General features: G+C 53.4%; 1 protein-coding gene (running past one end of the window). It reads right to left on the bottom strand.

Annotated elements, in window-relative coordinates:
- Positions 1 to 18,401: the 3' portion of a hypothetical protein gene (locus KOI40_RS17275; protein WP_216098798.1), read on the bottom strand. The gene runs 17,686 nt beyond the window's last position; the window shows 18,401 of its 36,087 coding nt (coding positions 17,687–36,087); the start codon falls outside the window, past its right edge; its stop codon occupies positions 1 to 3.

Below are 18,401 nucleotides of genomic sequence, written 5' to 3' on the forward strand. Positions count from 1 at the left end.
CTAATGAGTCCGATTACTGGAATCACAGTCCTTTTGAATAACGTCTGGCTGCCCTGAAGCCGATTCACCTGATCGCCAGTTGAGAAGCCGTGAACGATCCAGGGATGTCCGATTACGATCCTGCCAATGTTGCAGCATTTCAGTTTCTCCAGCAGAACGGTAATGCCATCCGCGCCGCTGTACCGCAGCCAGTAGCGCAGCATTGATCATGGCCGGGGAAATCATAGCACTGTCTTCATCTTCAGACACCGCCTGCAGTTCTGAATCAGTATCGCCGCCCTCGACGGGCTGAGCCGGTTGGGGAGCCGGATCAGTGACATCATCAGAAGCAGGTTGCGGACACGCTTCTGCACCCTCAGATTCAGCTGAATCAGTCACGATACATTCACCGCTACTGTGAGTGGGCGTAGGCAAGTTGTTCAAAAACTGCATCAACTGTTCATCGCTTAAGTCTTTCAGGCTTTCACCCCCGCTGCGAGAAACAGGAACCAAAGACAAAGCTGTATCCGTCTGACCGTCCAGAAGCCTCATGTTCGCCAAATAAATCATGGACAGGGAATCCATAGAATACCCGGAAGCCAAAGCTCTGCTGTCATACAAACCCGACTGGTTACCACCAATCAAGTCCAGCTTGTCAGGCACCGCCGATACCCGTGCACCACCAAGAGCGGGATCCAGCGTGATACGACCATAGTTACCGAGTAACAGATCTGTTGTGAACAGGCCGTTAAAGAAATCAGCGCCCGCACCGCCGATCATCCAGTCGTAGTCATCACCGCCATCGAGATAATCATCGCCTCCCAGACCCAGGCCCGATGTATCGACGTAGAAGTTACCCGCCCTGTCGTAGCCCATATCGGCAAAGTCACCCAACAGGATATCGTTACCCCGGCCACCCTCGATGCGATCATCACCGCCACCGCCAAAGGCACGGTCATTACCGTCACCCAAACTCAGAGTGTCATCACCGCCCTGGGGGGCTGAAAGGGTGGACGCAAACAGGAAAGCATTATTGGCATAGATAAAAATACCCTGATCGCCCATCACGATATCATCGCCAGCACCACTGTTGACCTCGTCATCACCGAAACCGGCCATGATACGGTCATCACCACCACCGGTATTGAGACGATCATCACCCGCCGTGCTGTCGTTGTCATCGGTGGTTAACATGGTAACCAGATTACCGTTGCGGTCGTAATCGATGCGTCCGTTATCGGCAATCACATCATCAATACCATCACCCGTGTCAACCTGATCATCACCACGGCCAGACACGATGGTGTTGTTGCCGCCCGACATCTGCACCAGATCGTTGCCACCCAGTGTCGGCTCGGTGCTGCGCACCTGCCGCAGACTTCCGTCGGTGCGCCAGAGGATTTCACCGTTATCAGCCAGGATAATCTTGTCGCCGTCGCCACCATAGATCTGATCGTCCCCGTCACCGCCAATCACCGCTGCGGGGCCATTACCCAGAGTGACCTGATCGTAGCCACCTTCGCCCGGCTGACGAAAGGACAAACGGACCAGTACACCGTCGACATAAGCAAACTCGCCGTTATCCGCCAGCACCTGCGCGCTGCCGTTGCCAGACGATAAATTGTCCTGCCCCAGACCGCCCAGCAGGCGGTTGTTACCATCACCCGCGTCCAGCTGATCATTACCTGCGGTACTGCTGTCAGGGTCAGTGCTCTGCATCAGGCTGACCAGACCATTACTGTCGTAATCAATCTGACCATTGTCGCCCACCAGCGTATCGGCACCCGCACCGGTGGTCACACTGTCAATGCCGTAACCGGCCAACACAGTGTTATCACCTGCACCCAGCTGCACCATGTCATCGCCGCCCAATTCAGGAGCGGTTGTACGGATCTGCTGCAAGACACCGGTGCTACTCCAGAGAATCTCACCATTGTCAGCCAGAACCTGCTTGTCACCAGCGCCACCTGACAGCTGATCATTACCGTCGCCCAGTACGACCACGGCATCGGTATCACCCAGAGTTACATTGTCGTCATCACCACTACCGATTGTGGTACTGGTAGCACGCACCAGAACCTCATCCACATAGAAGAGTTCGCCATTGTCCCCGAATACATGTGCAGTACCGTTGCCGGTGCTGATGCTGTCCTGCCCCAGGCCACCCAGGATACGATTGAAACCATCTCCCGCGTCCACGGTGTCGTTGCCGGCCGTGCTGCTGTCCGTATCGGTGGTTTGCATCAGGCTGACGTTGCCACTGGCATCGAAATCGATCTGGCCGTTATCGCCAATGATGTCGTCATTGCCGTCGCCGGTATTGATCACATCATTGCCTTTACCCGCCAGTACGGTGTTGTTGCCCAGCACTCCTGTGGTGATGGTATCGTCACCGCCCTGATCCAACGCAGTGGTGCGGAACTGCACGGCTACACCGGCGGTGCTCCACAAGAGTTCACCGTTGTCACCCAGCAGCGTGTGGTTGCCATTGCCCACGGCGATGGTGTCATTGCCCTGACCACCCACAATGACCGCGTCGTTGCCGCTGTCACTGATCTGGTCATCGCCACCTTCAGGGGTCACGGTAGAGGTCGCGCGCAACAGGACGTCGTCCGTGTATTGCAGCTCGCCGCTATCCCCCAGAATATGGTCAACGCCCACACCGGTGGTCACGCTGTCCTGTCCCAGACCGGCCAGAACCCGATTGAAACCATCTGCAGCATCAATACTGTCATTGCCGGCCGTGCTGCTGTCCGTATCGGTGGTTTGCATCAGGCTGACGTTGCCACTGGCATCGAAGTCGATCTGACCGTTATCGCCAATGATGTCATCGTTGCCGTCGCCGGTATTGATCACATCATTGCCTTTACCCGCCAGTACGGTGTTGTTGCCCAGCGCTCCAGTGGTGATGGTATCGTCACCGCCCTGATCGAACGCGGTGGTGCGGAACTGCAGGGCTATACCGGCGGTGCTCCACAAGAGTTCACCGTTGTCACCCAGCAGCGTGTGGTTGCCATTGCCCACGGCGATGGTGTCATTGCCCTGACCACCCACAATGACCGCGTCGTTGCCGCTGTCGCTGATCTGGTCATCGCCACCTTCACTAGTCACGGTAGACGTCGCGCGCAACAGGACGTCGTCCGTGTATTGCAGCTCGCCGCTGTCCCCCAGAATATGGTCAACGCCCACACCGGCGGTCACGCTGTCCTGTCCCAGACCGGCCAGAACTCGATTGAAACCATCTCCCGCTTCAATGCTGTCATTGCCGGCTGTGCTGCTGTCCGTATCGGTGGTTTGCATCAGGCTGACGTTGCCACTGGCATCGAAGTCGATCTGACCGTTATCGCCAATGATGTCGTCGTCACCGTCGCCGGTATTGATCACATCGTTGCCGTAACCTGCCAAAACCGTGTTGTTACCGCTGTTCAAAGTAATGTCATCATCACCGCCCTGACCCAGAGCCGTAGTAACGAACTGCTGGCTTACTCCTGAGGCACTCCACTGCGCACGTCCGTTATCGCCGAACACCAGCTGATCACCCGCGCCAGCACCCGAGCTGATGGTATCAGCCCCCTGCCCGGCGACAATGACGCTGTTACCGGCATCAATGGTGATGTTGTCATCTCCGCCCAGATTGACGTTATCGCTGTTAACTTGGACCAGCACGCCAGATTGCCAGTTGGCCGTCGCGTTATCACCCAACACCAGACTGTCACCAGCCAGTACACGAATGGTATCGGCGCCCTGACCACCCAGCAGCTGGTTGTAATCTCCGGCACTACCAACGGTAATGCGGTCATCACCACCCTGGCTTTCGCGTGAACGAATACGGGTCAAAACACCGGCCAGATAAGCAATATCCCCCAAGTCACCGAGGATAATGTTGTTGCCATCGAGATCGGTTACCGTATCGTCGCCCAGCCCCGCCAGGATCCGGTCGGCTCCCAAACCACCGTCAATGGTGTCATCACCGGAGACCAACAGTTCCAGCGTGATGATTGTCTGCAGACTATCCAGCTGACTGGCCAGAAGATTAGTGCCCAGCTCATCCTGAGCCTCACCATTGTCGCCAAAGACAATGTCATCTCCTGCGCCAGCCTCAATAAGATCGTTACCCGCATTACCACGGATCAGATCCATATCATCACCACCGAGGATATGGTCATCGCCATCGCCGCCATCGAGAGTATCGAAACCGGCTTCACCGTAGATCACATCGTTGCCACCCTGGCCATCGATGCGGTCATGACCGGCATTGCCATAGAGAATGTCGTCGCCCTGGCTGCCCAGCACCACATCGTCACCATTACCGGCATTGACGCGAATGGCCAGAGTCGCGGCCGTAGCATCGATCCGGTCGTTACCGTCTTGCGTATGGATCGAGAGTCGTCTCGCCTCACTGCCCCACACCGGCGCCAGTACTGCGTGCGCAGGATTAAGCAGATCATCGGTCGCTGTCACCAGGATAGTGTCATTACCGCTGTTGCTGTAAAGCGTAGTGATGGTAACGCCTTCGTTGTAGACACTGCTGACGGTAATCCGGTCATCACCCTGACCACTCCAGATCACCAGATCATTATCGAAGTTGCCACCGGTCGCCGCATAGTTGATCAATGCCGGAGCCAAACCACTGATACTGGTAGCGGTCAGTTCAACAGAGGTATCAGCGTCAGTGCTGTCGTAATCACTGACATAGAGTCTGTTAGCACCAGCACCGGCATCGAGATTGAGCTCACCGGCAATACCATCAAGATTACCGTGGGCCACTTCCTGATTACTCAGGTCTGCTACCGCATCACTGGTGACTTCGAGACGGTCATCACCGGCGTGGGTATTGATCGTGGTAACCGTCGCCGCCGCTGTGGCCTGAACATTGATCTGGTCTGCGCCGGAGCCGGTATCGATATTGAGCTGGTCAACACCGTAATAGTTGATGCCATCCATGCGGGTGGCAATCTCTGCACCGGAGACCGCGCTCATAACCGCATCCGCATACTCGCCACGGAAACTGATGAGCCAATCACTGCCGACGCGCGCCACCTGGACATTATCCGTGTGTGGCAAACCACCATTGCTGTTGTTGGCATTCAATACCGGTTGCAACGCAGTCAGGAATTCTGTCTCGCTCGCGTCCCAGGCAATAACAACAGCCTGCCCAAGAACTTCGAGCTCAACATTACCGCTGGTCGCGGTAACCGTCAGCACCTGAACATTGCCGCTGGTAGGTACCGCTGCACCTTCACGAACAACAGCGACCCGGGCATCCACCGACGTATTGTCATCACCAACCAGGCCGGTGGTATCCACCTGCATGGTGTCAATGTCGAGCCCAGCCAGCTCAGCCCCGAAGGTCATCTGATAACCGTAACCGCTGGCCGAAACCTCCAGCTCAACACTCACCCCAGTGCTCACACCAAAGTGGTTATTGAGCAGCGTCGTCATTGCAGCCGCGTCAAGACCATAATCAACCGTCAAGGCGCCATAGCTGCCGAAGTCGATACTGTAAGTGCCGGCAACCGCACGCACCTGCAGCGTCTGGATTTCTGCCAACGATGGCATATCCAGACCGGTCAGGCTGGTATCTGTCAGAGTCAGGCTGTTGTCTTCAAGGTCGCCACTGTCATCAACATTCAGCACATCGTTGCCATTGCCACCCATATCGACAACCAGCAGGTTGGCGATTTCATCCACCAACTGTTGATCGCTGCTGACAGTGATGGTGTCATCACCGTCAGCGGTACGCAGAACCGTCACACCCGCCACGGTTTTAACATCAATGACATCGTTACCCAGTCCGGTATCAATCAGGGTATTACCGGCATGGGTCGACTCGATGGTGACATTATCGACACCTGAACCCAGCTCAATATTGAGTGATTCAAGGTTTTCGTAGTGAATACCGCCGACAATTTCGGTGCCCGCAATCATCACATCATCACCCATACCCAGACCACCGATGTGATTATGGGTCAGGGTCATGGACTCTTCTGCAGGGCTGCCGGCGTTATAGAGATTGAGAACATCAACCTGCACCGCTTCCTCAACCCGGGTATTGAGATTGACCGGGCGAATAAAGTACTCATCGCCGCTCTGCAGGACCACACCCTCTGGCAGAGTCGCCAGCGTCAGGGTGGTCAGGTCAGGGCTGATCGCTTCAATATCAACGGTTGCCAGTAAGGCGCCGTCGCGCATGATGGACATCTCATACGGATTATCTGCGATACGCGCATCGAAGCCATCGGCAAAAGCCTTGCTGACAGGGTCCCAGTATTCCGCATCCGGGTTGGCAACCTGGTTCGGCGACACTACGGTTATCTCACCTTCGGCCGGGAACAGATTGGTTTCACCAGGTAACATCACCGGATCGTTAAGTACGTAATCAGCACCTATTTGTTCACCACCGTTGATAAACAGTGGACCGCGAATCTGATTGACCCGTTCGGTTCCTGGAGCAAAGACTTTGACATCACCACCATCGACAATGAGGTCGTTGAGAGCCGCCACATCCACCGATTGCAGTGAACTCCAGGTAGTCGTGTCAAACACCACATTATCTTTGCCGGTGCTCACCTGAATTTCGTAATGCTCGGCATCATCGGAGAACACTCGCTCGCCATTATAGGTGCGGGTTTCGGTACCACCGATAGCGACCGTGACATCATCATCAGGTTGGCCGGACAACACCATCAGATACTGATCATTTTGCCAGGCTGTATTGTTGGCACTGGTGTAAGCGCTGTACACGTCAGCGATCCGGTAAGTGATCTCATAGCGGTCACCAGCCTCCAGAGTAAGACCGGATTCCAGTGTGAACGTATCGGTTAATACATCGTAACCGGCTATCACCGCACTTTGAACATCGGCAAGCGGATCGTCATTGAGCACAGTCAATGTCATACCCACCAGATCAACAAAGTCCGCGTCCAGAGCGTGACCGTCGAGCGAGATATTCAGCTGGTAGTTTTCGCTGATTCCAATCTCGTAGCCACCACTGCCCAGATCTGTTGTCGACGTGGTTGAGCTGCTGTAGCTTCCCTCAAGGATTCCAAAGAGGCCATAACGCTCTTCATTAAAATTGGTAACCTCAGTTTCGAAAATTTCATATTCGAACTGATAACCCACTTCGATGGTGTAGGTTCCCGCTTCATCCAACAGCATCAGTAACATGGGATCCTGTAACTGATTACTGCCGGTATCCAGCCGGTCCGAGTAATCGGTCGTTACAGCTACCGGGTTACCTGCTGCATCAAACACCTTCAGGTACGGCTTATAAGTCGAACTGTAATGAGTCGTGTTGATGAACGTCTGGGTAAACTCGCTATAGTCACCCAGTCCAAAGGTTCCGGTTGTCCAGCTACTGGAGGTGCTGCTGGTATAAGAGTAGCTGTCCGTAAAGGAACGGCCATAGTCAATGTCAAACAACCCCTGCACAAACGTCAGGCGAGCGTTCTTGATGACGGCATCATCGATACCACTATCAATCACCAGGCGTGCACCAGCGGCTGTTGCACTGCTGGTCAGGCCTGCGGCATTCAGCAACGCCATCAAATGGTCGGCGACGACTTCATTGATTGGATCATCAGAATCAATATCCGCCTGAGTCACCGCATGGGTGTAGTCCACGCCGTTGACAGTAACCGTCCAGGTATCGCCCACTGCCGGAGACGCATCGGCAGACAGATCCAGAACATATTTATCCCATCGATCCTGGGTATCCGTTTGGGCTGCCGCCAGAGCTTCGGTGCTGGTAATCAGCAAGCTGGATGTCAGCTGGCTTTCATCCGCAGCAACCATCACAAGATCAGAACCCTCTGCGGTGATTGTAATGGTGGCAAAGAGCGCATTGAGCGCACTGGCTGCCGTTGCCAGATCTGTCTCGGCGGTAATTGTCTGCGTGTCACTGCCAATCGTCAGGGCCCAGCTATCGTCAGCAAAACTGTAATTGCTGAGATCAATCGACTGACGATACAGGGTAACATCAGCGGTTGAATTAGAAGTTTCAACACTGACGTCAGTCGCGACAATATTGGCGGTTAATTGAGGGTTACTGCTGTGACGGATCACCAGCTCATTACTGTCGACAAACACCTCATCAAACTCAGCGGAAAGAGCTGTGTCGAGTGCAGCCAGTGTTGTACCACTGGCCGTAATGGTATCACCATCGCTTACTTGCCACTGCTCACCCGTTACCAGAGTATCGTCTAAAGTCAGGCGCTGTTCATAATAGTTCTGCGCCGTCTCAGTCAGGCCCGTCAGACTGGTATTGACTGCCGCATTGGTACCGGAGGTACTGATCTTGGTAATGGTAAAGCCATCTTCACCCGCAACATACTCAACGCTGTAGAAACCCGCCAGCGTGCTGCCCATATTATCCTGAAGATCCGCTGCCAAAGCCTCCGCAATTTCTGCCTTGGTTGGCAAGGCCGGTGTGCCCGGTGAACCTGTACTTTCAGCTGGTGTGGTATAGCTCGCAGTGTATGCCCCGGTGCTACCCAGAGAGATGGACCAGGTCTGCTCATAATCCACAGCGGTATCAATGGTGAAATAGCTTTCAGGCACAAACGTGGCACTGGTATCGTCAGCCACACGGGTACCGCTGTAACTGACACTGACCGAACCTGAACCTTCAATAACCGTCAGGGTATCGCTGCCGTTGCTGAAGCTGATCCGGTAATCATCACCCAATACCGCTTTGACTGCGGCTACCAGGCCATTACCGGCATCGTTGAGCTTGTCGCTGTCACTACTATAGGTGTACTCAGCTCCGTCGATGGTTACTGCCCAGATCTGTCCTGCACTCACTCCTCCAGCCGGGGCCTCGAGAACAATGGCGGTTTCTTTCTGGACCTGATCGGTCTGCGACTGACTGATCTCCGTCTCGTGCAAAACAGAAATCTTAAAGCCCAGTTCCGCATTATCGATCTGTACACCAGTTCCGCTTGACGTCACCGTAAAGAAGTTTGCGTCCAAACCTGTCGAAGCATTTTTCAGCTGAGTGGCCAATTTAGTTGCCAGCTCACTGCCAGCGGCGCTGGTCGCCGTAACGCTATAGTCCTGGCCATTAACGTTCACTATCCAGCGATCATTGACGGTCACGGTATCCGGAAAATCGACCGTTGCGCTGGTGTACCAGCCTGCGGTGCTGCCAGCAGCAGACTGGGCCGTGTTAATGGTGCCCACCTCACCGCTGATCATGTCCTCAGTTACGTTAAAGGTGTAATAGTCCTTGCTGCCGGAACCAATACCTTCAACCGTGAGATGCGCCAGGCTGCCATCAATATTGCCGCCAAATTCCGCATTACCAATATTGGCATTCGGCGTGTCGTACCAACCGGTGTTGCTGCCACCACTGAGTGATTGACCCGTACTGGAGTCTGAAGATTGACTTTCATTCTCCAACACCGGTGCCGGGATAAACTTGAAGTCGGCTACGGTCTGTTGTGGCAAGCTCAGGTGCAACTGGTAGTCAGCGCCTTCCGGTACTCCGGTACCAAACGCCGAAACACCATTGGTACGTCCATCGACAGCAATGATATAGCGACCTGCCTCGGTAATCACTCGAGACAGATGCGCGTCATTAGCGGTACTGCTTCCAGGATCCGTGCTGCCATTGCCAAACCCGGTACGGGTCAGTTCCAGCGTATCGTTGCCGTCTACACGGGCAAGACTTAACTGGCTCTGCCACCAGACACTGTCGCCAGACTCGTAGCCGTGATCAATATCCGCCACCAGCGTCAGGCTACCACCTGCTGCCGTGAGCATTTCTTCAGTGATCAACACCTCGTAGTAATCGCGGCTGCCGTCACCGGTTGCATTGACGGTCAGGTGCGGTACGGCTTCGGAGCTGGAAATAGATGGGTTCAGTGCCATACTCCAGCGAGCCAGAGAAAGATCCTGGGCATAGAACCAGGCATCGTTGCCCTGCAATTCATCAATCTCGGCAATACCGACACTACCGGTGAAGTTTGTGCCATCAGTGACACCAGCCACTTCACCCTGGGCCAGCACACCGAATTCTGCCTGCTCGGCAACACGCGTACTGGAGCCATCCTGCAAACTGTAGGACACAATGACGTCGTCTAATGTACTGTCATTGCCATCCATGTCGATCTGATGACGCTCAAGCAACAACAGGGTCGGATGATCACCATCGGCGATGGTGACATCCACCACCCCCATGTTCATTCCATCGTAGTCACTGCCGGCACTGCTGACGTCATGAGACATACGACCGAAGTGAGTTCCTTCGACCAGGTCATCAGCCACTGCTTTGAACTCGACAGTCTGAACCTGATTCCAGTCTGCAGGTGTAAAGGTCAATACCACCGAGTCTTCATAGGTAGGGTCACCGGCTTTACGCAACTGCAACTGACCATCAGCACTCACGGTGATGGTGACATCATCTGTGGGTTGCTTGCTCAATACCACGCGGTAAGAATCTTCATTCAGTTCAACAATATCTTCAGCCACCAGTGGCTGGTCATTGTTCTGACTGATCACAACCGACGGTGCGTCATTATCGATAACTTCAACAACCATGCGGCTGGCGATCAGGCGATCGTATTCGCCACCATCCTCATCACTGAGCCCCTCCATCACACTGTGACGGATTTCAACCGCACCATTGCCTTCAGCCAACAGATCATCAATGGCGTCAACCGTAATCGTCTGTGCGATGAACCAGTTACTGCGGTCAAACAACAGCGTGGTCGCATTTGCGTTGCCATTGAGGGTGACGCCTTCACCGCCAGCCAGCTGTACTGCCTCCTCCGGCAGTGTCGCCGTAGCCGTTACCCGCACCACATCTTTTGGCGGACGCGTCAGCACCACTTCGTAGGTATTGATCGCGTTGGGATCAGCCAGAATTGCACCATCGTCATCTTCATAGGCACGCAACGAGCCCGCTACGGGACGGATAATAATGCCCGCCTCGTCATCGTCCTGAACATTGGCCATTAACATCTGGTTAATGCCATCCAGACGCGAATCATTACTGGTAATTACGTTCTCGATACCACCACTGTGGCCCAACAGATCATCGGCAACGACCGCCACCGGTTCACCGTTATTGCCTCCGGCAGTTTCAAAGGTATCACTGCCCAGACCACCCACCAGATTCACCTGCACACCTTCATCGGTACTGTGCACAAAGAAGGTATCGTTGCCTTCCAGACCGTCAATCACCAGTTTTTCGATACCATCAAAATTAGTGAAACGACCGGCACCGTAAACGCCACTGGCGGTAATGACAAAGTCATCACCCATTTCAGTACCCAGAATCGTGACGGTATCGAGACCATCACCACCGGCAATATTAACCGGCGCATTCATGGCGTAACTGATGAAGTCTGCCCCCTGACCACCATTGATATTGGTGAACGGAGCATTTGGATCATTGGGATCAACCAGCACAAAACTGCGGATCAGGAAGGTATCATTGTCGGCATCACCATACAGGGAGATTTCAGCCACATTACGATAAATCGTGAAGCTGTCCTCACCAATGCCACCATGCAGACTGGCAGCGTAGCTGATGCCATTACTGATAAAGCCCTGGGTAATTCGCGTTGTATCGTAATAGTCTTCCGGCGCTAAACCGGCGTCGCCATCGCGAGGCGAGTTGAAGATCTGTCCAACCTGGAAGCTGTCATCACCGCCATCACCAAATACAGCCAACACGGCGCTGGTATCATCAAAGACAAAGTTATCATCACCATCGCGACCGTAAACCGTAATACCACCATTCAGATCGCTGCCGTAATTAACCCGCTCAACGGTACCGTTAGTCACCCGATTGCCGTCTGCGTCCGTCTCCATCGCATTGATGGATTTTGGACGGAAAAGGAAATTGTCGACATCATTGGTGCCATAAACAGACAACGCATTAATGGCGTTCAGATCACCAACCGACTGGTCATCAATGTTAATGATCGATGATCCTTCACCCGCCAGGGCCACATAGTAGAAGTCGCTGCCAAACTGACCGTGCAAATTCAGCATTCCACCAATGCCATTGGCAAACGTCTGCTGACCGTAGCGATCGTAATTAACACGGATGATATCGTCATCGGCACCGGCATTGATATCAGCCATCGCGCCGGTAGCGGCAATATTGATGGTGTCGTCGCCGGCACCGGTATTGATGACCACCGCGTCTGCAGTGGCCGCCGACATATACACCTGATCGTCACCGGCACCGGTATTGATGGTAATGTCATCCAGGTGATGAACACTTTCCACAGTCACCGTATCAGCAACCAGCTGACTGTCATCGCTGGAGGCGGCGGCGTTGAGATTAAGGTCAATCACCTCCATGCCAGCCATGCGCAGGCCGTATTGCCCCAGGCCTTGCAGAGTGTCAAAGCTGATGATTTTCTCAACGTCACCCTTACCGGTGACGTACTCTTTGTTGACGGTAACCACATAGTCTGTAGTGAGGTTAACCATGACCGACTCGGGCAGATAAAAACCACTGTCGTCCAGTATCGCTTCTACATCCAGAACATGCTCACGATCGGTGCCGTCTATATTTTTCTCAATAATCAAGCCATCAATCAGTGGAGCTTCTACGTCAGTGCGTAACGCTTGACCGCCATCAAGGCTTTCGATCAAAGACTGAACGTTGGCGTCAGTAAAGGCCATTTCACTCAGCCCCGCTGCCGCCACATAGGCCTTCCAGTTATCGCTGTTGAGGTAGGTTCCCCCTTCCAGCAGATCGGATCTGAAAACGTCCTCACTGGCTTGATTCAGTCGACGGATCGCCACGCTCTCCAGTACCACTTCGTGATTGCTGCCCACACCATAATAGGAGTAGGTGTAATAAGAGTGATCCAGGTTGTCGACTTCAGCAATGTACGCTTTGTTCAGGGCGACTTCCTTGCCGGCAAGAGTGCTGCCAATACCGCCGATGGAACCTCTCTTATAATTAACCCCCTCAACACCCGAGGTATCACCTACGGTGTAAATAATTTCAATCAGCTCACGGGTAATCGGCGCAACCGGCGTGTCGTAATCCGTTTTGCCACTATCCGGTGGCACTGGGCCATAGCCATTGTCATTTCGGGTCAGCGCATTAACGCCCTCTTCGAATTCGCCATAGGCATCGAGGCGCCCGGTATAAGCACCTGCACCACTGTTCCAGTCGTAGGCATCATCGTAGACGGCGTTATCCCAGATATCCTGACTGTATTTATAAGTCACAGTGCGAATACTGGTATCCAGTGTTGTTTGCTTATAAACCTTGAGCGCGGAATCTGTACCAATATCGAAACCGTCGATTTTTAGCTCACTGCGAACACCGGACAAGTTGAGGTAATCACGCAAAGCTTCCAGTGCGGCACGAACATTTTCACTGCCGGTAATGGCGTCGAGCTCTGGATCAAGCAACAGCTGTTCCAGTGCAGCCATGGAGAAATCATAGCTACTGATGACGTTTTCTCCGACCAATTGCAAGCCACGCAGGGTAAAGCCATTCAGACGATCGTTAAAATCAAGTTTGGATTGGCTGTCAAGATTACCCGAAGTCTGCAAGGCCTGCTGCGCGACATACAAATCGGTCAGATAATCAATCGCATAAAACTCATTGGTAATGGCATCCTGCGACAGGACAATATCGGCTTCATCCAGCTCCCCTGCCAACAAGTCGTCGAGTACACCCACCTGGATATCTTTGTGAGCGCGCAGCAGGGCTGCTTGCAGGTCATCGTGATTCAGCCCCTGAGGAATAGTACCCGTCAGTGCTGAAGTATCGAAACTGAAACTGACCTTTTCCTGCTCCTGTTTCACCAGACTCACATCGAGACCGGTATTGTCACGAGCATTAACCGTAATGGTATCCTCACCTGCACCACCGGCAATTTTCACAAGACCGGCGATACGGGACATATCGTAATTTTCAGGCAGGATTTTTTTAACGGTGCGCTCGGGTAAACCTTCGAACTTATAGGATGCGACACCATCCACCGCTACGGCCTGGTAATCCTGAGTCAGGTTAATGTCTTTGTTTTTAACGGCTTCGACGTTATAGAAGAGCGCCATCAGGTCCCAGAACATGTCCTTACCGGGTGTGCCCGGGCGATCCTCTGCAGACCAGACTCCCTCTTCACCTTCAATGTGGGGCATATTGGTGTAGTGGGTAGTCCCCCACCACAGGAACCAGGTTTGAAATTCATCGGCTGGCATCTGTGCCGCGTAAATATCACCTTTGTAGAAATCCGGATCGTAGCCCCAATCATCGAGACGATTGGTACCATTGACCGTACTGTCATAGATCTGGTCAGTATGGATAAAATCACCCCAAATGGTCCGGGCCACCACCTCACGCATGAAGTTCTTATACAGTATTTCATCGAGACTGCGGTCACCGGTCCAGATACCGCCCGTGTCACCAATCGCACTCAGAACTTCGAAATCAAAATCGTCAGGCAGGGAAGGTGCACTGCCATTCCCCAACAGGAATTCCTGTTCATAATCGCCATCGCTATTGCCCCCTGACCAGCTCTGCCCCGAGTGATTGAGCATCGCCTCCAGGGCATTGGTGTTGGCATAGTAGGCATCAACGACGTCACTGTTGCGCTGGAATATCTTGAAATCCATTCCACCAAATGTAACGTCGACCAGGGAATAAAGCGCCGCATTGGCTACCGGGTTATTGCGCGCACGCTCAAAACCCTGGGCATAGAGTTTCAAGGCAACGGCAAAGTTGGCTTCCAGTAAACGCCAGTGATCATCACTGATATTGGTTTCTGCATCGCTGTTGATCCACTTTTTGTAGAACTCGGCCCAGGCGTCCTTGCGTTCAGTGGTGGTCATATTGCGCTTGTTCAGCAGCACATCATTGTAATTAAACAGTTGCGACAGGTACTGATCTTCAAGCACCTGCTGCTCTACGGTATAGACCGCATTGCTTTCCGGATAGGTCACATAAAAGTCCTGTTCGGCACCCCCCAGGTTAACCTGATCGGCACCTGAGCCCAGGCTTAGCACCAGACTGATATTTTCATCCAGACCATGCAGGTTGACGACATCGTCACCCGCACCGGTGATCAACGCCAGTCGTTCGACGCCGCTAACCCCTTCAACCTTCAGACCCGCGCCATAGATATACTGTTTGCTGTTCTCGTCTGTGAAGATATAAAAAGTGTCCTGCAAGCGGGTTCCTGACAACACCAGTGTGTCGAAACCGGAACCGCCGTAAATAGAAACACGATTGTTCTTCACATAGTTGATCAGGACATCGGTATCATCTTCCTGAACGTTGTTGTTTTCATCACCGGCACCGGCACTGATCTCACCACCGCCCAGATCTTCGAGACCATTGACGCCCGTTTGCAGGTGGGCCTTCAGGAAGAAAGTGTCATCGCCACGCTCACCGTACAGATTGAGCTCACCGATGTTGTGATTGACTTCAAAGTAGTCATCACCATCCCCACCATAGAATGCCGCATTATAATTAACACCGGCAGTAATGCCGTTTACACCATTAACCACTTCTATCTGGTTACCGTGTCCGTCATCGACAAACGTGGTGTCAATCACCCGGCCAACCAGGAAGTTATCGTTGCCTTGTTCACCATAAACAGACAGCGCACCCATTGTCGCATCAGAAACAAAGGTATCGTTACCTTCGCCACCATAGACGACGATATTCTCGGTACTGCTGTTGTAGTAAACCCGCTGGTACTCGGCTGGATTCGCCAGCGAGATTGACGGACGGGTACTGGCAATGGCGTCAGCGATATCCACCGGTGCATTAATCAATGTTGCGTTGTCGCTCTCCAGCAAGAAATAGTTGCCCTGCTCATCAACATCGGCATCATTCAGCAACACATACCACGGGTCAGTGCTGGTTCCACTACCGGTTACCGTCGCAGAACGAATACCATCAAGGGCCTCAAGCGCAAGTTCAATGTCTGCTTTGTTGGAAGTTTCTGTCAGGGTTTGCGTCGGTTTACCGTTGTAGCTCAATGTATAGTCGCCAGTCTCACCAGGCATCAGGCTGAAGACCTGAATCTCATTGGCTGCACGCTCAAACAGACCATCAACATCCGGTTTGCCGGCAAGCAAGGCTGCCGCAATGCTATCGTCATCAAAACGCTCAACGAATGCGCGCACTACACCTGTGGATGCCGCAGCGGCATCAGAGACTTCAAACAACAGGTTGTTGCCTTCAGCATCCGTATCGGCATCAAGCAACTCAATCAACCACGGCGAGGCTGCAGAACCGGTGCCGGTGACGCGGACATCGCGGATGCCCATGTTCCCGGCCAGGATTTTATTGCGCAACGAGCTGGCGTCATCACCGGCAGTTACCTCGACCGACACACCGCCGTAGCTAAGGTCGAAGTTTCGGGCCACCAGGCGTTGCAGTGTCTGCATGCTGGCATCGACATTCATGTGCATGGTGTCATCCACATCACCACCACGAATCTCCAGGCTGTCCGAATCCGTTGCGCCAGTGCCGCTATCGAGCACATGAACATTGGACTGACCCGAGACAACACCACTCAGGGTGGTCACATAGGTATCACTGCCTTCGGTACCGTCGAGATACGCCACCTTGGTGAAATCACGCACAGCAAACTGGTTGCCGCTGCTGCCACCAAACAGGGCAAAGACTTCAAACTGGCCGACTTCCGTTTCTCGCTCATCAACTGGCAACATCTGCTCAGGGTCGAGCAGTGATTGCTCGGAACCGGTGATATGCAACTCACCATCCGACAGGCTGAAATTCAGATCCCGCTCTTCGATCAATGTATCAATGTCGCCATCCACGTCCACATCGATAAAGCGGTCGGTGCCACCGGCACCCGTGACAACGTCACTGCCCTCGCCTGAATTGATCACATCATCACGTGAGGTACCAACAATACGGTCATTACCTGTACCTCCTGTGAGCTTCAGGTTATCCACTGCACGTGCGCTGAGGATCTGGTCGGACAGGATATCCTTGCCCAGGATTAATTCCTGGTTTGGAGTCAGTCCCGCAATTACCCAGTCATCACCACCGGCTGCATCCACTTCGATACGGTCGTAATCCGTATCGGTCGAATCCAGTGGCAGACCGGTATTGGGATCGATCTCATCGATCAGGTCGACACCGCGAATCGTGATAACCACCTTGTTATCACTGAGATTACCCAGGCTATCTACACGCTGGTGAGTAACTTCAACCGTCGAGGTATCTTTCTGCAGATCGGAGGCACCGGTGTCGAGTAATTGATGGCCCACAACAAAATGATCGCTGCTGCTGCCACCTTTAATCAAAACACTGTCATTGGCCTTATCGGTCACATAGGTGGGATCTTCGAACCAGTCAGTCCCCCCATCAAGAACCGCTTCACCGCCACCTTCGGGCACACTCCAGGTGGGTTTTTCAATCATGCGCGGCATATTGCGTTCAATGGTCTGGAACGCCGACAGATACGCGGCGACTGTGCCGCTATTGGCAAAGGCAGAAACCAGTGCATGATTGCCGTTGCCATCGAGCTGAATATTCCAATTGTCGCTATTGTCACGACGCTCGACTGTTTTGTAGCTGGACGCCGAATTACTTTCCAGAGATGCCGCCGTGAGCCCAAAACTCATGGTTACCGGATCACCCCCGGCATAATCCAGCAGCTCAATCTCCCAGGGCTGACTACCCGCCCCTTCTGTCACCACGACATCATCAACACTGGCAACCACACCCCAAGTGTTGGCAAACAGATCTTTAAATGTTGCCGCCGAGAAATCAGCACTATTGATTGTGATATCAGTCTGCCCGGTCAGGCTGAAGGTGACACTGTCAATCGCAAACGGCAGGCGCATGGACGCCGTTACGTCCTGCGCTGTCACGGAGTTTTGCGAACCGCTGCCGTTATTGAAATAGATCAATTCGTCCGGCGCACCGGCTGGCAAGGTCACCTGCAAAACACCACCGCCCAGATCAGCAACCACAGCAGATTCCAGTCCCGTTAAATTATTCAACGCGGACTGCAGCTCAGCGGCGGTAGCGATGGCGTCACTGGCTGACAAGCTCACTGAAGCACCGTTAAAGACCAGTACGGCACCATGGGTCAGCTGGTCAGCCGGCAACGTCTGAATACCATAGTCAGCAATACTCAGCATGTCGCTTTCGACGCTCATCTGCTGAATATGGAAGGTACGCTCCATGACATAGAGATCGCCACCTGGATCGGTATCAGCGGCAATAAAACTGACACTCCACGGCTCATCCTCACTACCAACGCCACTGACTTCGACATCGTCAATGCCCTCAAGAGACTCCAGCCAGAACTCTACCTCTGCGGCCACCATCGCTTTCGTCAGCACCACGGACTCACCGTTGTAGCTGAAGTAGGCATGATCCTGCCAATCCTCGAGTGATAACTGTTGGGTCGCAACCAATGCAGTACGCAGTGTGCGGGTGTAAATGTCACTAC

This window comes from Pseudomaricurvus albidus (assembly GCF_018863235.1).
GTDB classification, from domain to species: Bacteria; Pseudomonadota; Gammaproteobacteria; order Pseudomonadales; family Cellvibrionaceae; genus Pseudomaricurvus; species Pseudomaricurvus albidus.